The sequence below is a fragment of the Chitinophaga rhizosphaerae genome, assembly GCF_003958645.1.
GTDB lineage: Bacteria > Bacteroidota > Bacteroidia > Chitinophagales > Chitinophagaceae > Chitinophaga > Chitinophaga rhizosphaerae.
Genome location: NZ_RXLO01000005.1, coordinates 285340 through 307399, shown reverse-complemented (window position 1 = coordinate 307399; position 22060 = coordinate 285340). Strand labels below are relative to the sequence as shown.

The following is a 22060-nucleotide window of genomic DNA, read 5'->3' as shown; positions in this document are numbered from 1 at the left end:
ACAACTTTCGGGGAATCTATCTTGCCGGTAATCGCTATCCCAATATTACAAATTTCAACACATGCATCGCATCCTAGTTATTTTTCTTTGTCTTGCCGCCCAGGCCGCCGTTGCCGGAACGCCGGTGCCCTTCGACTCCCCCCGCTGGAAATTCTACGGTAAAACTACCGTCCCGGAAATCCGGATGGGCAAAAACGCGCTCCGCCTGAACCAGGGCAGCGCGGTGCTGGCAGACGCAAATTTCACGAACGGCACCATCCGCTTCGACATTTCCATCAAGCAGGCCCGTTATTTCCCTTCCATCCGGTTCCGCATTCAGGGGCAGGACGATTTCGAAGAATTTTACATCCGGCCGCACCAAAGCGGCAACCCCGATGCCATGCAATACATGCCCGTGTATAACGGTATCGGCGGCTGGCAATTGTACCATGGCCCGGGGTTCACGAATGCCGCGCCTCTTCCGTTCGACCGCTGGCTGCACGTCACCATCGTCGTGAACGACCGGCAGGCGGAAGTATTTTTCGACGACAATCCCGAGCCGGTGCTTTTCATTTCCAAACTGAAGCGTTCGCCGGCTGCGGGTATGATCGCCCTGACGAACCTCGCGCCGGAAGACGCCTGGTACGCCAACGTCAGCGTTACGCCCGAAAACGGATTGCCCATCAAAAGCAAGCCCCGCCCCGTTGCGCCCCTTCCTGCAGGCACCATTGCGGGGTGGGAAGTATCGTCTCCCTTCCCCGAAAAACTGCTCGCCAGCGAAACCCGCCTCTCCTCCGCCCTCCATTCTACACTTTCCTGGGAAAAACTGGCCGCAGATGAAATGGGGACTACAGACCTGTCTATCCTCCACGGCATATCCAAAGACACCAACACGGTATTCGTGAAAACGGTGATCCATGCCGATCGCGACACGGTCCGGAAGTTCACTTTCGGTTTTTCGGACCGGGCGCGGCTGTTCCTCAACGGGAAACTGCTGTATGCCGGGGCAGACAATTTCATGTCGAGGGATTACCGTTTCCTGGGTACCATCGGCTATTTCGATGCCGTGTGGCTCGATCTGAAGAAAGGCCAGAATGAAGTGTGGATCGCGGTTTCGGAAGATTTCGGGGGATGGGGCGTGAAAGCCCGGCTGGAGTAACGGCAACATCGCGGGCAGTGGCGCGATCTACCATTAGGATTGGCGCGTTCCGCCCGCGTTATAGTTCAGAAATGCGGTAATTTCGGAGGGAAGCAATTAACATCTTTCGTCATGAAAAATACCGCATCTTCTTTTCCCCCAACCGCTCCCAAAAAAGGGAAGATCGACGCCCGTTTCCGGGGAAAATTGCTGAAAAGTGAGAACAAAGGCGGGTGGACGTACCTCGTCTGGCCGGATTCCGTTGCGTTCTTCGGCACGCGCGGACTGGTAAAAGTCAGCGGAAAGATAGACGGGCACCCGTTCCAAAGCGCTTTCATGGCGCTGGGGAACGGTACGCACAAATTGCCCGTCAAAGCCGAACTGCGCGATGTGCTGGGCAAATCTGCCGGCGACACGGTGACAGTTGTGCTGGAAGAGCGCCGCTGACGCGGATCAAATTCCCATAAACTTGAACGGAGCGGATTTGACGAATTGCCTCGCCGCGTCTCCGGCGTAGGTTTCGTCTTTGGTAAGGGGGAGCTTGCGCACGGGGGAATTCGGCGAAAAATCCACTTTCTTCAGGTCCACCCAAAAAGTATTCGGCGTGCGGGTGGTCTCGAAATAATACACGCGGTTTTTGTGGTCGGAAACCGAGCGCCAGCGGGTAGACGAAATGTTGGGCTGCCCCGGCGTGGAAATCCCCAGCGGCACGGAGCAATTCCGGATCACGCTGAAAACGCTCGCAACGGCTAACCGGGTATCGTCCGTTTTAGGGATGGCCTGCGCATAGAAAGAAGCCCGAACGAAGCGGTCGGCCGAGCGGTTGGTGCCCGGCAACATTACCGTTCCTCCGATCTCCTGCCAGTATTCGTTCAGCGCTATTTGCTTCTGGTAGATGGGAGAATTGGTCATCACGTTGTAGTCATGACTGTGGTGGATATCGAGTTTGCCGTTGATGAACTGGAAAATGGCATTGTCGCCCGAAGGGTCAGACACCGACATATGCAGATTGGCGAGCCTGTCCATCCCCGGGATCTTGTCGGTCACGATGACGAAGGTTTCCGCGCGCATGGCATCCACACATTCCTTCACCGTCGCAAAATTATCGAGGAGGTATTGGCACCAGGCCGCGATGGAAAGACCGGGTTTTTCCGCTGAAAACGGCGGGTACTCCGACTCCGCAAGAAAGAGCAGGTTGGCCACGAGCCCCTTTTCGTTCATACCATCGGTCGTGGAAATATCGTACCCCGAAGCGATCACGCTGCCGTATCTGGATGTCCATTTCACCGTGTTTGAACCCGTTTCCCCGGTACGCTGCATCCCCCGGGGGAAAATCCAGAGATTGGTCTGAATGTCTTCTTTCCAGTCCATCGACCGGGCCGTGAGCAACGTGCCGTTCAATCCTTTGTACACCACGCGGGTGCAGGCATCCGCATCCGCCAGCGGGGTGGCCACCGCCAGCAATCCCGCCATCATAAGGGTTCGCATAGAAAAAACCATATCGCGCTTTTTCCTATACAACACCCCCATCCTGCAAATGTTCAGCCACCATCCCATAGGAATACCGTAAATTACCGCCCATAAGCCACCAGTGTGCCCCATGAAACAAGTCGACGCCTACTTCCAAAGCCTTCCCGAACCGCAAAAAAGCTGCCTGCTGGCCGTACAAGCCATCATCCTGCAACAGGACCCGCATATCACCGCCGAGTGGAAATACGCTATTCCGTTTTATTGCTACAAAGGGAAAATGTTCTGCTACATCCGCACCGACGTTAAGACGCAAACGCCCTACATCGGTATGGTAGAAGGCAAACGGCTGGATTATCCGGGCCTCGTGCAGGGAGACCGCGCCCGGATGAAAGTCATGAACTTCGATCCGGAAGCCGACCTTCCCATCGAAATTTTACAGGACATGCTGAACGAAGCCCTCGATTTTTACCGCAAGGGCATCATTCCCGTTAAAAAGAAATAAGGATCAATCCACACACTCGTCGAGCAGGTAAACGATCGACTCATAATTTTTCCCCACGGCTTCCGACATCGCCATTTCACAGGTTTTGGCGCTGGAATAATACCCGTCGTGGCAGCCGCCCTTCACATCCGCAGCTTCCGGGCGTGTGGCCGATTCCGTTAGTTCCGGGAAGAGGAATCCTCTATCGCCGGCCATTCCGCAACAGCCTGCATTCACCGGCACCATCACGTTTTCCGCCAGCTGTTTCGCCACCTGCGTGAACTTGTTTTCGATGCCCATCTTTTGCAGTGAGCATACCGGGTGCAGCGCGATGCTGGCTTTACGGCGCTTCACTTCTACCCGCGGCAGCACTTCTTCCAGCAGGTACTCTATACTGTCGAGGATGCGCATGGCGTCGAACTTCGCCCTGTTTTCCGGGGTGAGCGCCGGGCGGCAGTCGCGCAGTGTGTGGGTGCAAGACGTAATATCCAGCACCACGGGCGATTTGCCTTCCTGCGTCCATTTCCAGAGTTTTTCTACCGTGGCGTTCACAGTATGCGTATAGGCGGGGCCGTAGCCTTTGGAGGAATAGATCTGTCCGCAGCAATTGCCGCCGATATCGTTGGGTTGTATGAGGGAAATGCCCGCTTTGCGGGACACGGAAGCGAAAGTATCGGGGATGTTCTTTTTTCCTTTTTCGGAACCGCCCATGATGCGGTTGATGCACGAAGGGAAATACACTACCCGCGGCCCGTCGCATTCGGCCACCGTGGCCGCCGGGGAAGGCTTCCAGCTGGAGGGCCGGAGGTGCGGGCTCCACAACGGCATGGCGGGGATCACCTTGCGCATGCCTTTGGTGAGGCCCGTCATGGCATGTTCCCCGAACACGGCGTTCACCGCGGATCCGGCTTTGAGGCCTACCCACACGGCTTTGGACACGAAGTTGAAATTCTTCGCCACCTGCAGGGCCACCTTATTGGAGAATTCGCTGTGGTTTTCCCGCCGGAGGCGCTTCACGAGCATGCCGGTATTGATATCTACCGGGCAAGCCACGGCGCAGAGGCCGTCTACCGCGCAGGTATCGAGCCCGTCGTATTGATATTCCTTCAGCAGTTGCCGGTAATCCTGCTTCCGGTTTTGATGTTTCAGTTTCACCAGCGCCCTGCGCACCACGATGCGGCGGCGCGGCGTGAGCGTGAGCTCGCGGCTGGGACATTTATACTCGCAGAACCCGCATTCCATGCACTTATCCACTTCTTCCTCCACGCGCGGCAGTTCTTTCAGGTTCCTGATATGCGCTTCCTCGTCGGCATTGATGAGCACACCCGGATTCAGGAGATTTTCGGGATCGATGGCGGATTTCAGGGCCTTCATGACTTCGTAAATGCCCGGCCCCCACTCCGTTTCCACGAACGGCGCCATGTTGCGGCCCGTACCGTGTTCGGCTTTCAGCGCGCCATCGTACTTCCCGGCGATGAGCTGCACCACTTCGCGGATGAACTGGTCGTACCGCTGGATTTCGGCGGGTGTGTCGAAGGCCTGGGTCACCACGAAGTGGATATTCCCGTCTTTCGCATGCCCGAAAATGATGGCGTTCTCATATCCGTATTTCCCGAAAAGCACCTGCAGGTCGAGGATGGCGTCGCCCAGGCGGGCCACCGGCACGGCGATGTCTTCGAGGATCACGGTGGTGCCGCTCTGGCGCACGGCGCCGACCGACGGGAACATGCCCTTTCGGATTTTCCAGAGATAGGCCTGCTCCACCGGGTTTTCCGTAAAACTGGGCGGAACGATGAGGGATATGGCGCCCGACAATGCGAGGAATTTTTCTTTTTTCGCCTTCAGTTCTTCCTGCGTATTGCCCTGGTATTCCACCAAAAGCGCCGCCGCCGGTCCGGGCAAAGTTTTCACCAGCTCCGGGATGCCGGGCAGGTGCTCCACGGACCGGAGGGACGCCCTGTCCATCAGCTCAACCGCCTCCGCACCCGATTCCGTGAGGGGAACGATGGCTTCACAGGCCGTATGGATGTCGGGGAAATACAGCAGCCCGGTGGATTTTTCCGGGTAATCGGGAACGGTGCGCATCACCGCTTCGGAAATGAAGCCCAGCGTGCCTTCCGCACCGATGAGCAGATGCGCCAGTATATCCAGCGGATCGTCGAAATCCACGAATGCGTTCACGGAATAACCGACCGTATTCTTAATACGGTATTTAGCCCGGATGCGCTCGCGGATCTGCTCGTTGCTGCGGACCTCGTCGCGCAGTTGGAGCAAAGTATCATGCAGGTCCGCGCATTGCTCGCGGAACCGTTGGTAATCCCCGGGATTTTCGGTGGTGAAGGTCAATCCATTGGGAAGGATGAAACGGATGAACTGTACGGTGTGATAGGAATTCTTGCTGACGCCGCAGCACATGCCGCTGGCGTTGTTGGAAAGGATGCCGCCCATCATGGCGGAGTTGATGCTGGCCGGATCGGGACCGATCTTTTTGCCGAACTGCCGGAGCCTTGCGTTCACGATCCCGCCGGTGATGCCGGGCTGCACGCGCACGGTGGCGCCGTCGTTCTCGATCTTCATCGACTGCCAATGCCGGCTGAGATCGGCCAGGATACCGTCTGTCACCGATTGGCCGGAAAGGCTGGTACCGGCGGCGCGGAAAGTGAGGGGGATGCGGTGCTGATGGGAAAAGCGGAACAAAGCTTTCACTTCTTCTTCGCCCACCGGCTGCACAACGGCTTTGGGCTCCAGGTGGTAAAATCCCGCATCTGCGGCGTACGACAGGATGTCGATCAATCTCGTTTTAATGCGATCCGCCGGGAGAATCGCTTCCAATGCGCGTCCGATAGCCTCCATTCCTTCAGGTTTGTTTCCGTGGTTCAAATAATAACACCCCAAGGTACGGGTTTGGCGCAAAAATGCCAATGCCCGCGGTACCAAAGGAACCTTTAACCCGCAATTCCTTCAACCCGGCCGGGCGGACGTACTGGCCGTTGAGCGGACAGTTTACCTACGCCGCGGGCTTCATTTCACGAACGACAAAATGGTCATTGCCCGTTTTTTCGCGGAGAAATGGGGGATTTCGATGCCTCATCCATGAACCGGTGAATGTCCGCCGGTGTACGGCAATTGTCCGATTCCGGACACCTGCCGCCATTGCCGTTCCGCGAAAAGCCCGACTGTATTGTATGTGGCGGATTGGCATGCCGCTTGCGCCCTGCCCGTCATGCTCAAGAATTACTTTCGGACGGCCTGGAGGAACCTGCTCAGGCATAAAAGCATCGCGGTCATCAACCTGGCCGGGTTAAGCATCGGTTTTACCTGTTGCATGCTGATTGCGCTGTATCTGCAGCACGAGCTGCGGTACGAGGATTTCCAGCAGAAAGGGGACCGCATTGCGCGGGTGCTCATGGAGTACCAATTCGGGACGGAGGGCAAGCCAACGAAAGGCGATTACACGAGCGTGCGCGTGGCGCCGGTGCTCCAGCAAAACTTCCCCGAAGTGGAAACCACGGTCAGAATGGCCAAATTCGACCAGATCGTCCGAAAGGGCGACAAAGTGCTGAACGAGCCGCAATTCATCTTCGCAGATTCCACCTTCTTCCGGATATTCACTTTCCCCCTGCTGCAGGGCAACCCGCAAACCGCGCTCGCCGGGCCGTATAAAGTGGTGCTGACCGAATCGGCCGCCAGAAGGTACTTCGGGAACACGAACGTCATCGGCCAGACGATGCTCATCGGCGCGAAGGCGCAACCATTCGAGGTGACCGGCATCACGGCCGATTGCCCTTCCAACACGCAGGTCCGGTACGATTTCCTGGCGTCGTTCTCCTCCATGAACATTTCCCCCGAAAGCATAAACACTTACTGGAACGCCAATTACAATACATATGTGCTGCTGAAAGACGCGCATTCCCTGGCGCCGATGCAGGCCAAGATCGATCCTTTCATGAAAAAGGAATCGGAGCGGTTCGACGCAACCATCCGCCTCGAACTGGAACCTTTCCGGTCCATACACCTCCATTCCGAATTTGCCGCCTTCGAGCCGAACGGCAGCATGATGGCGGTATACATTATGGGCGCCGTGGCCCTGCTCATCCTGCTCATCGCCTGTTTCACCTACATCAACCTCAGCACCGCCCGCAGTATGGAAAGGGCCCGTGAGGTGGGCGTACGTAAAGTGATGGGCGCCGGACAGCACCAGCTTTTCGGGCAATTCATGACCGAATCCGCCCTGCTGTGTGCCGTGGCGGTAGGCGTTTCGGTACTTCTCGCCGCCCTGCTGCTCCCGGGCTTTAACACCCTCACCGGCAAAACCCTTTCCCTCACGTCTCTCCTTTCCGCCCCGTTCATCGCCGCATCACTGGGCGTAGCCCTCATCGTGAGCCTGGCCGCCGGCAGCTATCCCGCGCTCATCCTCACGGGCTACCAACCCGTAAAAGTGCTCAAGGGCGCGTTCCAACGCACGAACTCCGGCCAGCTGGTTCGTAAATCGCTCATCACTTTCCAGTTCGCCATATCGGTATTCCTCATCGCCTGCACCTTCATCGTTCGCCAGCAACTGAAATTCATCCAGGAAAAGAAACTCGGGTACGACCGCGACCATGTGCTCGTGCTCCCGCTAGATTCGAAAATGCAACCGCAGTTCGACGCGCTGAAACAATCGCTGAAAAACAGTCCGGGCGTACTGGAAGTTTCCCGCTGCGTACGCACGCCCATCGAAGGCGGCGGCGGCTACAACATGCGTTCCGCGCAGATGCCGGTTGGCCAGCAGATGAACGTGACCGCCAACCCGGTAGACGAGGATTATATCCGCGCATCGGGCATGCGGCTCGTAGCCGGTGAATCGTTTACCGCCCAGGACGTCAGGAATGCGGAAGACACGGCCATCGAAAACCGGTTCCGGTTCGTCATCAACGAATCCGCCGCGCGGCAACTGGGCTGGACGCCCGAGCAGGCCGTCGGACAAAGGTTCTGGCTCGACGAGTCCCGCCCCGGATATGTAAAAGGCGTAGTCGCCGACTTCCACTATGAATCGCTCCGCCACGCCATAGCGCCTTTCGTGCTGCTACCGCCGGAATGGACAAGGCGGATCATCGTTAAACTGGATGGGCGCGATATGCAGCGCAGCCTGTCCGGCATCGAAAATGTCTGGAACAAAATGGTGCCGCACCGGCCGTTCGAATATACTTTCATGGACCATGACTTCAACCATCTCTACGACACCGAGATCAGGCTGGGAAAGAGTATGGACGTGTTTGCCCTCGTGGCCGTGGTGCTCGCCTGCCTGGGGCTTTTCGGGCTGTCGGCCTACACCGTTCGCCAGCGGTTCAAGGAAATCGGGATCAGGAAGGTACTGGGCGCTTCGGCAGGCAGCATTTTGCTGATGCTGTCGGGCGGATTCGTGCGGCTGTCGCTCGTCGCCATTTGCGTAGGGCTTCCGCTGGCCTGGTGGGCGGCAGAATCCTGGCTGAAAGATTTCAGTTACCGGACGCCCGTGAGCTGGCTGCTTTTCGCCGCGGCCGGAGGTATCCTGATCGTGCTGACGATGGTGACCGTGGGATTGCAGGCGCTCAAAGGCCTGGCTGCCAATCCCGTCAACAGTCTGCGCTCAGAATAAATATTCCATCCCACAACTATCCACATGCTCGTTAACTACATTAAGATAGCACGCAGGAACCTGGTCAAATACCGGTTCCATTCCATACTCAACATCGCCGGCCTGGCAACGGGCATCACGTTCGCCATGCTCGTACTGGCATATGTCTGGAGCGAATTGCAGGTAAACCGGGGATTGAAGCACGCTTCCCGCCAGCACATCCTTCTCAGCAAATGGAAAGATCCCAATTTCGGGTTCGAACTGGCTACCTTCGGGAATTTGCCCGTGGCATTGAAAGAGGAATACCCCGGGCTGGTGGAAAATTTTTACCGTTGGGATGGGGTGACGGGGCAGGTGAACGTCGGTGAAAAGGCTTTCCGTGAAGGTTTGCAGATCGGCGACAGCTCGTTCCTGAAAATGTACGGGTTCAAAGTGCTTTCGGGCGATGTTGCGCACGCTTTGCAGGCGCCCAATTCCGTGGTGATCAACGCAGACATCGCCCGGAAATTTTTCGGGAAAACGGATGTGGCGGGCAGCACGATCGAGATTTCCAATTTTGGGGGAAAGCGGCTGCCTTTCACTATTGATGCCGTGATCGAAACCCCGGCGCTGAACACCGTCACCCACCTCGATTCCCGTAACCAAAACGGCATTTACCTCCCATCTTCCGCCATCACGTTTTTCGGCCGCGAAATAAATAACTGGACGAGCCCCTTCATCGTGGGCCTCGTGGAGCTCCGCGAAGGCGTAACCGCCGCCGACCTGGAGCAACCGCTTGCCGCACTGCTGAAAACACATACAGACGCCGCCGTGGTGGCCAATCTCCGTGTGGAAGCCGTTCCCCTGACCGATTATTACGTCAACAGCGGCAACGGGCTCGTGCGCCGCATGCTCTATACGCTTTCCGGCATCGCGCTGTTCATCCTGCTGATGGCGATCGTCAATTTCGTGAACCTTTCTGTGAGCAGGGCTTCGTCGCGCTTAAAAGAGATCGGCGTTCGGAAAGCGTTGGGCGGACGGCGGAAGCAGCTTATCTGGCAGTTCATGCTGGAATCGGCCATGCTCGTGGTTGCGGCGGCTATGGTCGGCGCGGGATTGTATTTCGCGCTGAAAGTGCCTTGCGGACAATTGCTGGGCAAGGAGTTACCCGGCCTGGGCGACTTCCCCGCCTATTTCATCGCCTTCCCGCTGGCGCTCATCGTGCTCACGGGGCTCGCGGCGGGATTGTACCCTGCATTCGTACTATCGGGCTTCCGGGCCACGGATGCCCTGAAAGGCAAGCTGAAAGCCACGCACGAAAAAGTGAACCTCCGCAAATCGCTCGTCGGGTTTCAATATCTCACGGCGGCGGTGGTGCTGGTGGCCGCGTTTATCATCAGCCGGCAGGTGCAACTGTTCTTCAGCGATCAGCTGGGTTACGATAAAACCCGGCTCGTTTCGCTCCCGCTTCCCCGCGACTGGACGCCCGAAGGCCTCGCCCGGATGCAGAACTTCCGCGGTCAGATGGCGCAGTTGCCGGAAGTGCAATCGGCGGCCTTGTCTTTCGAAATCCCCGACGGCAACAATGGCGGCAGCATCAATGTGTATGGTGCGGGGAGGGATTCCGCGAACGCGGTGACCACGCTGCAATTATATACCGACGAATATTTCGCGCAAACCTACGGCATGACCATGGCGGCGGGCAAATTCTTTTCCGAAGCAGGACAGCAATTCCCTGCAGGAACGATCGTCATCAACGAATCGCTGGCGCGCCTGTTCGGCTGGGAGGCCCCGCAAGACGCCCTGGGCCAGCAGATCCGGGTGGCGGGTTTCAGCGCCGTGCTGACGGTGGGCGGCGTGGTGAAGGATTTTCATTTTTCGTCGATGCAGCAGGCGGTACAACCGATCGTTTTCATTCATCCTTCCGCCACGAACATTTACCGGTATATGTCGCTGAAGCTCGCGCCCGGCAACGGGATCGCCACGCAGATACAAGCTGTTCGGGCGAAGTGGGAGGAACTGATGCCCGGCGCGCCTTTCGAATACAAATTCACCGACGATATGCTCACGCGGATGTACGACACGGAGCTCCGGCTGAAATACGCCGCGTATGCAGCCACGGGACTGGCTTTGGTGATCGTCTTGCTGGGTGTGACGGGTATGATTTCGTTCAGTATTCAAAAGCGAACGAAAGAGATCGGTGTGCGCAAAGTGCTGGGGGCGTCCATCCCCGGGATCATCGGGCTGTTCGTGAAAGAATTCATGAAAGTGATCGCCGTGGCGATGCTGGTCGCCTTTCCCATCGCGTATTTCATCATGCAGCACTGGCTGAACGACTATACTTACCGCATCCACATCACGCCATTGCCTTTCGTTACGGCGTTCGTGTTGCTCGCCGGCGTGACGGCGGTATTGATTTTCATACAAACGTTCCGCGCGGCGAATGCCAATCCTGTAAAGAGTTTGCGGACGGAATGATGAAAAAACACCAGCATTGGATACGTTCTTTTATCACATAGATATTATAAAAACATCCGGTCAGTTTTGACCGGATGTTTTTGTTTGGGGATGGTGTGAAATTCCAATCGAATCCATTTCCAATAACGTCGACCATGGAAAGTTTCTGACTATGGAATCAGCTTGACGCAAGCCTGTAACTTTAAAAAGTCATTGCGATCGTTACGAATTTTCCATCCCCTTACATTTTTCTATCCTGATCGAATGCCTGAAAACCGATCAGCGCATTATCACTTCCGTTTCCTGATTTCCTGCAACATCAATGGGTACGCAGGCCCGGGCATATTGCCGTGATCATAGCCGTCGAATTCGTAGAGATGGGTGTTTTTGTGGCCGGCGAGCTGCATCATCCGCGCCCAGTATGCGTTTTCTTCGTAGCGGCCCATCATTTCCTTTTCACGGTCGCCGGTGTAGAGGAAAAGCGGCGGCGCGTCTGCACGAACGTGGTAAAGCGGTGCGAATGCATCGATGATGGGCGTCAGCTCGGGGATTTTCCGTTCATTCCTCACGGTAAAATGCGTAATGGCCTGCGAGCTGAAGGGGAACAGCGCCGCGATGCGGTTGGCGTCGATGTTGTAACGGGCGAGCCATTGTTTGTCCAGCCCGATCATGGCCGTGAGGTACCCCCCGGCCGAATGCCCCGCCACGTAAATCCGCGCCGGATCGCCACCATATTCCGCCGCATGCCGGAAAGCGAAGGCCACCGCGGCCGCGGCGTCTTCGATATATGCCGGGCAACTTACCTTCGGGCTCAGGCGATAGTTCACCGCCATCACCACAACACCCTGCTGCATCAGTTCTTTCGGAATGAATTTATTGCCGCCCGTGATCCCTCCGCCATGAAACCAAACGATCACCGGGAGTTTCGCCGGGCGGGAAGGATAATAGACATCCAGCACGCAGCGTTCCCGCATGTATGCGTCCTGCTCACCGGTGCGGTAAGGAATATTGTCTTTGCGTTGATATGAAAGGGTATCCTGTGCGGAAGCGGTGAAGGCCAGCAACAGGAACAGGAAGGATAACAGGTGTTTCATGCGGGTTAAAATAGAAAATTATCACCACCAATCCGCGTTCTCGATCACCTTTCCTTCCTTATCGAAAACAACTTTAAGATCGTCCGGCTGCCCGTCGAGCTCCACCTGGTAGAAAATTTCCTTGCCCCGGGTGATCATTTCAGCATCATCGACCTTAAAGCCCTTGTACCGGGTACGGATGGCGCGCGTCACCGGCGCCGGGAGCGCCCCGGACCGGACGTCGTACTTCCAGGCCAGCAGCTTGCCTTTGGCCTCGTACAGGGCTTTATGGTCCACCCGGTTCACGTCGAAATCCGCCAGCACCCGGTCGCCCTGGCGATGCCACTCCACATCCTTGGCGGCGGGGAATTTCTTCCTGAAATTTTTCTCCACAACCGGGGGAATGGATTGCTGCACCCGGACGTCCTGCGCAAAGGCGCTTCCGGAAATGCATAACACCAACATCAGCAGTAATGACTTCATTATCAATCGATTTTATCAATATTAACAAAATCTGCCGGCAAAGGTTGCTCAGGCTGTTTTCGTGAAGATACAAAATCTGAAATCCTGCGTGGTGCCGAAAGGTGTGGTGTGTACGTGCGTCAGGCATTCGTTTTTACGGAAATGCGGCGCGAAGGTTTCCGTCATTTTTGCTTCGGAATAGCGCGTCACCGGCAGCCCGCTGCATTTTTCGGGGCCGGATTCGGAGAAAGTGCCGATGATGAGCGCGCCCGTCACCGAGCGACCGGCCGTTTCCACGTAGCGGGATATCTGTTCAGGCGTGGTAAGGAAGTGGAACGCGGCCCTGTCGTGCCAGATATCGTACGTTCCGCCTTCGAAGGCGTCTATATCGCTGACGATCCATTTCACGCCGGCGCCCTTCTCCCCCAGCCGCGCTTTCGCCTTTTCCAGCGCCGCTTCGGAAATATCGAGTACCGTGATGTTGGTATAGCCTTCGTCCAGCAACCCGTCGGCCAGCCGGCTGTCGCCCCCGCCGATATCGATGATGGCGGCGTCTTTCCCGAGGCCCGTCTGCCGGATCAGGTCCAGCGAAAGTTCGGGTTTATCCTGCGTCCAGCTCACATCTTGCGGGCCTTTCTCGCGATATACCTTTTCCCAGTGCGATTGCTTTTGCGATCTATCCATTTTCCGTTGATTGAACGGCAAAATTACGGATTTGAAGCGTTTGCCGGTTCATCCTGGAAATCCCTGGATTTGGGTTTGAGGGTCACCAGCAGCAAGATCACCGCGGCGAGGATGATGACAGACATGAGGGCGAAATCGCGCCCGAGGTTTCCCGCGTCGGTAGACCGGCCCAGCCAGCCCGTGATCAGCGCGCCGGAGAATACGCCGCCCATGTTCATGATCCCGTACGCCGTGGCGCGGTTACGCGGGCTTACGAACTGGCAGAGAATGGGCATATTGTTGGCGTCGAACATCCCGAAACCCGCACCGAAGAAAAACGCCGCTGCCACAAGAAAGAACACCGAATTCCCCAGCCCCAGGAACAACAGTGCGGGAATGGTGAGCGAAAGGCCGATGGCGCTGGTATACACGCGGCCACGGAGGTTATGCTGCACCCAGCGGTCGCTCAGCATGCCGCCCGCCACCACACCGATGAGCGACGAAGCCGCGATGGTAATGGTAGCCAGCGGGCCGGCCTCGCTCATGGGCACGCCCAAACTACCGGAAAACAACGTCGGCAGCCAGTTTTTTATGGCCCATCCGGGGATACTGGGAATGGAAAAATACAGGAAAATGACCCAGAACGGAAGCAGCCCCAGCAGACCTTTCAGCCCGCCGAAAAGGGGGTTCCGTTGTCCGGAAATGGGAGTGGTTTGCATTTCGGGCCTTTTTTCACGAAGGAAAGCCATCAGTACAATGGCATACGCGATGCCGATGAGCCCGAACCAGTGGAAAGTGGCCTGCCAGGAAGCCACCGCGGCGATGGTGGCGCCGAAGCCGCCGAGCGCCTGGCCCATGTACAGGCCCGTCATATGAATACCTACGGCCAGCGATCTCGTTTTCCCGGTATGGTAATCCGCGATCATGGACAGCGCCGCGGGAATGTAAAGCGCTTCGCTCACGCCCATCACCGCCCGCAAGGCGTAGAGCTGCCAGAAATCGCCGGCATAGCCCATGAGCAGCGTTACGGCAGACCAGACGAAAAGACTTCCGGTAATGAGCCATTTGCGGTTGAAGCGGTCGGCCGCGAGGCCTGACAGGGGCGACATCAACCCGTAAATCCACAGAAAAACGGCCATGAGCCTTCCGAAGTTGGTAGCGCTTTCCAGCTCGTGAATATCTATCTGGATGGCCGGGCGCATGGTAGACAGCATCTGCCGGTCGAGGTAATTGAGCAGCGCCACCAGCCAGAGGAGCGCCACAACGAGCCATGGGTAATATCTTGCGTTTTTCATCATTCCTGGGTCCGTGGATTATTTAAAACTAGTCAAATATTATCACTCCGCCGTGCGAACGCGGGGCGTGCGCGTTCCCGGGCGTACTTCGCCGCCGGGCATCACCAGCAGGCCGTTCCAGCGCGTGAGCGGTGTGGTCACGGGCGCCCAGAGACTGCTGTTCGGATTTGCCGCGGCGTCCGGCAATTGATCGGTGGGGATTCGGCCACTGATCGACCAGGCATCCTGCACAGGGTCGTAGGCATGGATGGAATCCGAAAACCCGGGATGCCGTTCGCGGAGCGTGGCGGCATTGGCCGCGTCGGCGCCATTGTCTCCCCCGAAAATGCGGATCGTACCGTATTCATCTGTAGCTGCGGGTGTGGGTGCGGCTACCGTTGGCGCGGGCATGGGCGCACAGGCTTTCCAGCCTTTTGCGGGATCGTATCGCCAGGCGTCGGTGAGGTAACTGCGTGCACCGTTCTGGAGGCCCGCTCCGCTGAAAACAAAGAACGATTCCCCCGAAACGCCGGCCACGGCCAGCATCCGCGGCATGCCGGGCCATGTGGGCAATTCCTGCCAGTGCAGTTTTTCCGGCGATGCGGAAAGATCGAGCAGGTAGAAATCACCGGCGGCGTTCAGACTGCCGGGAGAGCGGAGCCCACCGGCCACGTATATTTTTTTGCCCGCCATCGCGCCGCAGGAATTGGCCAATGGAAAGGGCAACGGTGGAAAAGGGATTGTTTCCAGCGCACCGTTCTTCCATCGGAGGAGGAACACATCCGCATAATGCCCTTCCGCATTGCTGCCGCCGATGCAAAGCAGGCCGTCGCCTGTAGTGATGGAAACGCCATAGCCCAGGGGCCTCGGCAGGGTTCCGGCCTCTTTCCAGCGGCCTTTCGCATCTTCCAGGACAAACACTTTATCGTACCAGGTTTTGACGCCGCCGTTCCAGGGCGTACCGCTGCCGGGGAAATTACTTCCTCCCGCCACCAGCAACGCACCGTTCGAGACACCGGCAAATGACCCCGCGAAACCTTTTTCGCCGGGGATGGCCGGCAGCGTATCCCAATGATACGCCGCCCGGCCGGTTTCCGTTTTTCGCATACTGCAACTTGTTGCCATACAACACATCGATATGATCAAAAGAAAGAGAGAATTTTTCATACGCTACAATTGGTACAATGCCAGCACTTCCGCGTCTGTCAATGCCTTGCGGTAAATGATGACATCGTCGAGCTGCCCGGAGAAATAGCTGGAATTGGCCGCAGCCCCTTCCTGGAAGCCGATCTTGAAATCCTGTCCGTTAGACACTGTCCGCAATGCGGGCGCCGTGGCCGAGCCCACTTTCACACCGTCTACATATACCGCAGTAGTATTACCGCTGCGCACGGCCACCACATGATGCCACGCATCGTCGCTCACATTGCCCGCGGCGCCGAGGTTCACGAACGTGGACCCCACGCCGTCTTCGATGCAAAACCGCATCCGCCGGTCGGTGGCATTATCGTTGAGGCGGACCCAGGTCTGGTTATCCTTGCTCCCGTTGCGCCCGGATTCCTGCCAGAGCATCATTTTACTGTTCGAGCCGGTTTTCACCCAGAGGGAAACGGTATAATCGTCCGCGCCGAAGTTCGTTGCGGCATGATCGGCGAGCAATACGCCGGAAGCGCCGTTGAACGTAGCCGAAAGCCCCGTGACGCCAAACCGGTCTTGCCCGAAAGCGACGCCGCCGCCAACGGCCGACATGGCAATACCGTTCGGTCCCGCATCGATCGCCGAATGGTTGAACGGAACGAAGGCCGACAGGCTGCCGGAGGGGATCACGAGCAGGAATTTGTCGATCGTTTTGACATTGGAACTGTAGGGATTGCTCACCTTGAGCGACACCTTATACCTTCCCGGTTGTGTGAACGTGAATTCCGGATTCTGGTCGGAGGACGCGTGCGCTTCCGGGCCGCTGACCGTCCATTCCCAACCGGTTACTGCGCCTATGGAAACGTCTTTCAGCTTGATTTTCCCGCCCGCGTAGGTGGCAGGCTGATCGCTGGTGAAACCGGCGCTGATAGACGCGGGGTCGAGGATCCGGATGAAATTCTCCTTCACCGCCTTGTCTGTAAACTGTGGATTGGAAGCCGTGAGCGACACGCGGTAATAACCCGTGTCGGTGAACTTCATGACCGGGTGCTGTTGCGTAGAACGCAGTGTGGCGCCGCCTTTCATGGGCGTAAACTCCCAGGCCCAGGTCTGCGGCTGGCCGGCGCTGGTGTCTCTGAAAGCCACGTCTTCGTTTTGGAAATAAACCGCGGCGGCCGTTTTGAAATCGGCACGCACGCGGTTGTAATCCACTTTGATATACGCTTTCCGGGTGATGGACTTTTGTGTATGGGCGTTCTTCACTTCCAGCGTCACTTCATAAGTGCCGGGCTGGGAGTAGATCACTTTGGGGGCCGACAAAGTGGAGGATTCCGGCTGTCCGCCCTGGAAATTCCACTGCCAGTGTGTTACGTATCCATCGGTAAAATCCTTGAACACGACGCTGTCTCCGGCGCTGATCTCCTGTTTGTCCGATTCGAACACCACATCGCGGATCACGGAATCGTTGGGATCTTCGTCTTTCTTACAGGCGGCCATCAACAGGGCTGCGAGGCAAAAAAACAGGTAACGGGAATGTTTCATGTTGTTAGCTTTTGTGAGGGGAATGATGGCCGGCTGTAACGTTCCCGGGCAGGGAAGCCCCCGCGGCCCGCAACGTTTCGGCAAACCGGATGTCTTCGAGATACTGACGGATGTCTTCCGTCTGCTGCGGGCTTAACTGCGCCAGCGGCAACCTGCACGGCCCGAGGTCCGTACCGAGGATTTTCAGGATCGCTTTCTGCGTAGGGATGGGCGAGTACCGCCCCAGGCAACGGATCATCCGCACCGCTTCATACTGCCACTTTTGCGCACCGGCCATGTCTCCCGCTTCGAAACACGCCACCACCTTGCGGTAGAGGGGTGCGGCAAAGGTATACGTACTGCCGATCGCGCCTTTCGCGCCAACGGCCAGCGCGGGCAGCAGCAACTCGTCGTACCCGAAAAGGATATCGAATTTGCCGTTGCCATATTGCACGCAGGCCTGGTATTCATGCAAGGTAGACGCGGTGTATTTGATGCCTGCGAGGTTGGGGATCGCGGGTTCCGCCAGTTGGAGGAACTCCAGCAAATCCATGGCCACGCCGGTGATGGCGGGAATGTGGTAATAATAGAAAGGTATCTCCGGCGCCGCCGAAGCGATCTGCGCCATGCAATCCACGAGGTTTTGGGCCGACGATGGCTTGAAGTAAAATGCGGCCACTGCCGAGATCGCGTCTGCACCGATGCGCTGCGCGTGTTCCGCCAGCTTGCGCGCTTCTGCGATGGCGGGGTGGCCTACGTGTACCAGCACCAGGCAACGCTTGTTCACGGCTTTCACATACGCTTCGGCGATCTGCATCCGCTCTTCGATGGTCAGGTTCGGCCCTTCGCCGTTGGTGCCGCAAATGAAAACGCCCTTCACGCCGCCGGCGATGAGCTGGTCTACCAGCGAAGGGATGCGGGTGAGGTCGGGCGAGCCGTCGGCATGGAACGAGCTGAAGGTGGCGGCGATCAATCCTTGTATTCTCATGGTGTGGTGTGTCGGTTTTAACGGGTTATCCAATTGGTGTAAAATTTTTTGAGCACGAGGCTGTAATTCCAGCCTTTGTTGTCTTTCGTATTGGTTTCGTAGAGGCAATAAATAATGTTGCCGGGGCCTGTGGCCAGGTCGCTGTAGCCGGCGGCGCCGGGGTCCAGGACTTTGGAGACGGGCCAGGTCTGCCCGTTGTCGAACGAGGCCCTGGCCGTGAGGTTTTTCCGGGGATTTTTCTCGATGTCTTTACTGTCCGGGTTCACGAACACCAGCGCGTTCTTTCCGTTCGCGGATGTAACGCTGACGATGGAAGCCATGCAGGTGGGATCGAAGAGCTCCTCCGCAAAGCGGACCTCGCTCCAGTCCGAAATCCCGTTGGCGCTGACGCTGAAAGCGCGGCGCTTCACGGCCGAGGGGCTACGGATGCTCATCAGCACTTTCCCGTCGGGCAGTTGAACGGGCTGGCTTTCGTTGGGATTGGAAATGAGGGCGGAACTGTCGGCCACGATGGCACCGCGCTCCCAGGTTTTGCCATAATCATCGCTGTACACGGTGGCCATGCAGGAAGGATGATGGCTTCTTCGGGGCGTGAGCTTCCGGGAATCCGCCAGCCAAACGGCCGACAGCAGTCTTCCGTTCTTCAGCTGGATGCCGTGCCCCGGGCCGGGCGCCAGTACTTTCCAGTCGTATTCGGGTTTGAAGCGGCCGAACACGGGCGTGATGTCCCGGGGTTTCGACCAGGTCCGCCCATCGTCTTCGGAAGAAATATAAAACGCGTCTTTATAATCTTTCTGGTAGAGCAGATGCACCGTTCCGCGATCGTCTACGATGGGAACGGGATTGCCCACGGGCCCCTGTTTGAAGCTGTCGAGCACATGGATGGGGCTCCAGGTCTTCCCTTCGTCGATACTCCGGCGCAGGGCCAGGTGCATATCCGCCCAATCGCTGGCCGTGCCGATGCGCGCCTCGCAGAAAGCGAGCAGTGTATGTTTTTTCGTTACCGCCAGCGCCGGGATGCGCATGGAAGCGTACAATCCGCCCGGTTCAAAAACGACGTGCGTCTCCTCCGCCGGCGGCTGCGCCACGGGCCGCTGGGCGCTGCATGCCGCGAGCCCGATCATCGCCATGGCGGCCGCTATCGGTAAACTTCGGTTCATTCTCATATCTGCGTTTCTTTATTTAATGTTGGAAAGTGCGATCGTCCGGAAAGCGATGCCGTTGAAATATTTCGCGAGCCCGCCTTCGAACAGCAGCCCGATCTTCATATCGTCCAGCATCACGAGGTCGGAATAACCGGAAGGCCCCTCGAACACGACGTTCTTTTTGTCCCATTTCGCGCCATCGTCGCCGCTCATGCGCACGGTCATGTTCGTGCGCGTGGTGGCGCCGGGGTTCGAGAAAAACAGCCGGTGGCTGCCTTTCACCATGGCCGACAGCAGGGAGCCCTGGCACACGGGGTCGGTCAGCGCCGCTTCGTCGTACGCCGCGCCCCAGGTAAGGCCGCCGTCGCTGCTGATGCTGGCGAGGCGTTTGTAATCGTTTCCGCCTACGCGCATGTTGAGCATCAGTCTGCCGTCAGACAATTCCGCCACGGTACTTTCGTTCGGGTTGAGGCCGGAGAGCTGCGGCACTTTGCCGCCCAGCTTCCAGGAAGCACCGGCATCGTCGGAGTAGATTACGTGAGAATTCCCTCTTCTCCCCGCTCCCACTTCCATATAATCGCACGGCACCACCATCCGGTTTTTGTAAGCGCCCTGTGTGATCTGGATGCCGTGGCACGGCCCGGTGGCGTACCAGCCCCAACCGGGGGCTTTTACGGTGGAGGTGATTTCCTTCGGCGCGTCCCAGGTATTGCCATTATCGGTGGAAGATGTGAGGTACACGCGGCGGGTATCTTTACTGGTACCGGCGTTGATCTTGCCGATATCGTCGTGCCCGAAATTCCAGGTCATGAGCAGGCGGATGGTACCGGTATTGCGGTCTACCACGGGGGCCGGGTTGCCGCAGGTGTTGTCTGCATCGCTCCAGACCAGCTGCAGCTTGCTCCAGGTTTTACCGGAATCGAGGGAGCGTTTCATGACGAGGTCGATGTCGCCTTCATCGCTGCAATCATTTTTCCGTCCTTCCGCGAACGCCAGCAGCTGGCCGTTGTTGGTCATCACGATGGCCGGGATACGGAAACAGCTGTATCCTTCCGTTCCCTGCTGGAATACGTAGGGAAGTACACTGGACGGGGGCTCGATCTTCGGGAAAATTTTCTCCTGATCGTTGTTGCAGGCCAGCGCCATCGGTGCGATGCAAACGAGTGCCAGCAGCTTTTGCATATATTTCATCTGGATGATTTTATGGTTGATAACCTTCCGTTTGTTTGATGTTGGGATTGTTGGCGAGCACCGTGCTGTTGACAGGCCAGAAAAGCGGTGTGGCCTTTCCTGCGAGGTTGGGCACATACTGGTAGATGTCCAGTGTACCGCCTTTGTGGAACCGCACGAGGTCGAACCACCGCTTGTTCTCGAAAAACAGCTCCCGGCCCCGCTCGTTGAGGATTTCCTTCTCGAGGCTCAGCTTGTCCATCGCACCGGAATATACACCGGTTGCGGTACGGGCGCGTACTTTGTCGAGGTACAGTTTGGCGTTGGCGCCATCGTTCAGCGCGGCGTACGCTTCGGCTTTGAGGAGGAAAATATCGGCCAGGCGCCAGAGCACCACGTCGTTGTCAGACACGCGATCGTCGAGGTACCTGGTGCCGGGGAGCTTGTTGATCCAGGCTACTTTCGGGCCGGCAGACTGCATCTCCACCACCCAGGTGTCGCGGATGCGGACGTCGTTGGCGTTGGTGAACAGCGCGCGGGAAGCCGGGCTGATCTGGTAAGCGCCCTGGCCGTTGACGGAAGTGGCCGTCCACGGAAGGGAATCCTTGTTGAGCGCGCCTTTGATGCCTTCTTCGAACGGCAATGCGTTTTTGGCGTAGTTGCCGCCGGGCGTTTCGTCGCGGTGGTAGTAAGCGGCCATGAGCACTTCCGGGTTATCGGCGGCGCGTTTGCCGGTTACGTCGGCGAAATCGGCGTTGAGGCGAACGCCGGTGGCTTCGATCTCGGTGATGGTTTCCACGGCCAGTTGCAATGCTGCGTTCCCGCCGCCGAGCACTTTGGCTTTCCATAACAGGGCGTCGGCTTTCAGCGCCAGCACCGATCCGTAGGAGAAGCGATAACGGGAAGGATAGGCGGTTTTGGAGAATTTGGAGGATGATTTGTACAACTCCAGCGAAGCTTCCACATCGGCCAATACCTGCGTCATCACATCGGCAGCCGGCGAACGCGGCAACTGGGGCACATTTTCATCCACCACCGCTTCCAGCATGATGGGCGCATCGCCGATCACGCGCAGGAGGTGATAATAGAACCAGGCGCGCTGCGCATAGGCTTCGGCCTGGATGGTCTTTTTCAGATCGGGATCGGAGGCGAAAGGAAAAGGCTGTATTTTTTGCAGGAGCAGGTTGCAATGCCCGATGCCACGGTACCATTCGGCGTAATTCACCGCGCCCGACGTGGGCGACAACGTGTGCGACCAGGCTACCGTAAACCGCGAGTTCAACGCGGAAATCAGTTCTTCGCTCCGTTCTGTGCCGTAGGTGATATTGTTGGCAAGGCTGCGGACCACGGTGTAGATACCGATCACATTCGGCTCGAAATCACCCTCATCGCGGAAATACACTTCGTCCGTAATACTGGATTGCGGCTTCACTTCCAGGATGGCGTCGCAACCGGGAAGGAGGAACGCGGCCGTGACGGCAGACCATATTCGTATCGTCCATTTTTTCATAACTCTGTGTTAATTCG

Annotated in this window: 17 protein-coding genes; 5 read left to right on the top strand and 12 right to left on the bottom strand. The window is 57.5% G+C overall.

Annotated features, from left to right (window positions below; translation table 11 throughout):
• The first annotated feature begins 61 nt into the window (after positions 1 to 61).
• Together EJ361_RS14220 and EJ361_RS14215 are read left to right on the top strand one after the other, a co-directional pair.
• Positions 62 to 1138: a hypothetical protein gene (locus EJ361_RS14220; RefSeq protein WP_126246295.1), complete on the top strand. Its 1077-nt coding sequence runs from the start codon at positions 62 to 64 to the stop codon at positions 1136 to 1138.
• Between the two features lie 111 nt (positions 1139 to 1249).
• Positions 1250 to 1564 carry a DUF1905 domain-containing protein gene (locus EJ361_RS14215; RefSeq protein WP_126246294.1) on the top strand — a complete coding sequence of 105 codons (315 nt, stop codon included), beginning with the start codon at positions 1250 to 1252 and terminating at the stop codon, positions 1562 to 1564.
• 6 nt (positions 1565 to 1570) lie between these two features.
• On the opposite strand, the gene EJ361_RS14210 is transcribed toward EJ361_RS14215, so the two are convergent.
• Positions 1571 to 2605: a linear amide C-N hydrolase gene (locus tag EJ361_RS14210; protein WP_205687006.1), complete on the bottom strand. Its 1035-nt coding sequence runs from the start codon at positions 2603 to 2605 to the stop codon at positions 1571 to 1573.
• 112 nt (positions 2606 to 2717) lie between these two features.
• Between EJ361_RS14210 and EJ361_RS14205 the strand changes: the two genes are divergently transcribed.
• Positions 2718 to 3089 carry a DUF1801 domain-containing protein gene (locus EJ361_RS14205; RefSeq protein WP_126246293.1) on the top strand — a complete coding sequence of 124 codons (372 nt, stop codon included), beginning with the start codon at positions 2718 to 2720 and terminating at the stop codon, positions 3087 to 3089.
• Positions 3090 to 3092: 3 nt separating this feature from the next.
• Here EJ361_RS14205 and EJ361_RS14200 read toward each other — a convergent pair whose 3' ends face one another.
• Positions 3093 to 5921: an FAD-binding and (Fe-S)-binding domain-containing protein gene (locus tag EJ361_RS14200; protein ID WP_126246292.1), complete on the bottom strand. Its 2829-nt coding sequence runs from the start codon at positions 5919 to 5921 to the stop codon at positions 3093 to 3095.
• A gap of 334 nt (positions 5922 to 6255) precedes the next feature.
• Between EJ361_RS14200 and EJ361_RS14195 the strand changes: the two genes are divergently transcribed.
• Together EJ361_RS14195 and EJ361_RS14190 are read left to right on the top strand one after the other, a co-directional pair.
• Complete coding sequence (locus tag EJ361_RS14195) at positions 6256 to 8685, top strand: ABC transporter permease (protein WP_126246291.1); 2430 nt, start codon at positions 6256 to 6258, stop codon at positions 8683 to 8685.
• Between the two features lie 24 nt (positions 8686 to 8709).
• Positions 8710 to 11121, top strand: a complete 2412-nt coding sequence (locus EJ361_RS14190; protein WP_126246290.1) for an ABC transporter permease — start codon at positions 8710 to 8712, stop codon at positions 11119 to 11121.
• Between the two features lie 269 nt (positions 11122 to 11390).
• Here the strand turns inward: EJ361_RS14190 and EJ361_RS14185 are convergent, their stop codons facing one another.
• The 10 genes from EJ361_RS14185 to EJ361_RS14140 all read right to left on the bottom strand — a co-directional run bounded on the left by EJ361_RS14185 (position 11391) and on the right by EJ361_RS14140 (position 22043).
• Positions 11391 to 12194, bottom strand: a complete 804-nt coding sequence (locus tag EJ361_RS14185; protein ID WP_126246289.1) for an alpha/beta hydrolase — start codon at positions 12192 to 12194, stop codon at positions 11391 to 11393.
• Between the two features lie 21 nt (positions 12195 to 12215).
• Positions 12216 to 12656, bottom strand: a complete 441-nt coding sequence (locus EJ361_RS14180; RefSeq protein WP_126246288.1) for a PepSY-like domain-containing protein — start codon at positions 12654 to 12656, stop codon at positions 12216 to 12218.
• Between the two features lie 48 nt (positions 12657 to 12704).
• Positions 12705 to 13319 (bottom strand): class I SAM-dependent methyltransferase, encoded by a 615-nt coding sequence (locus EJ361_RS14175; protein ID WP_126246287.1) that lies wholly within the window; start codon positions 13317 to 13319, stop codon positions 12705 to 12707.
• Positions 13320 to 13342: 23 nt separating this feature from the next.
• On the bottom strand, positions 13343 to 14596 hold the full coding sequence (locus EJ361_RS14170; RefSeq protein WP_240646634.1) for an MFS transporter: 1254 nt from the start codon (positions 14594 to 14596) through the stop codon (positions 13343 to 13345).
• 39 nt (positions 14597 to 14635) lie between these two features.
• Positions 14636 to 15679, bottom strand: a complete 1044-nt coding sequence (locus tag EJ361_RS14165; RefSeq protein ID WP_126246286.1) for a galactose oxidase — start codon at positions 15677 to 15679, stop codon at positions 14636 to 14638.
• Between the two features lie 63 nt (positions 15680 to 15742).
• Complete coding sequence (locus EJ361_RS14160) at positions 15743 to 17251, bottom strand: LamG-like jellyroll fold domain-containing protein (RefSeq protein WP_126246285.1); 1509 nt, start codon at positions 17249 to 17251, stop codon at positions 15743 to 15745.
• A gap of 4 nt (positions 17252 to 17255) precedes the next feature.
• Positions 17256 to 18218: a dihydrodipicolinate synthase family protein gene (locus tag EJ361_RS14155; protein WP_126246284.1), complete on the bottom strand. Its 963-nt coding sequence runs from the start codon at positions 18216 to 18218 to the stop codon at positions 17256 to 17258.
• Between the two features lie 17 nt (positions 18219 to 18235).
• A complete protein-coding gene (locus EJ361_RS14150) occupies positions 18236 to 19384 on the bottom strand; it encodes a sialidase family protein (RefSeq protein ID WP_126246283.1) in 1149 nt (382 codons plus the stop codon).
• 12 nt (positions 19385 to 19396) lie between these two features.
• Entirely contained in the window at positions 19397 to 20554 is a 1158-nt protein-coding gene (locus tag EJ361_RS14145; protein ID WP_164714238.1) for a sialidase family protein, read from the bottom strand.
• Between the two features lie 10 nt (positions 20555 to 20564).
• Positions 20565 to 22043, bottom strand: coding sequence for a RagB/SusD family nutrient uptake outer membrane protein (locus EJ361_RS14140; protein WP_126246281.1), 1479 nt, complete (start codon positions 22041 to 22043; stop codon positions 20565 to 20567).
• Positions 22044 to 22060: the final 17 nt, after the last annotated feature.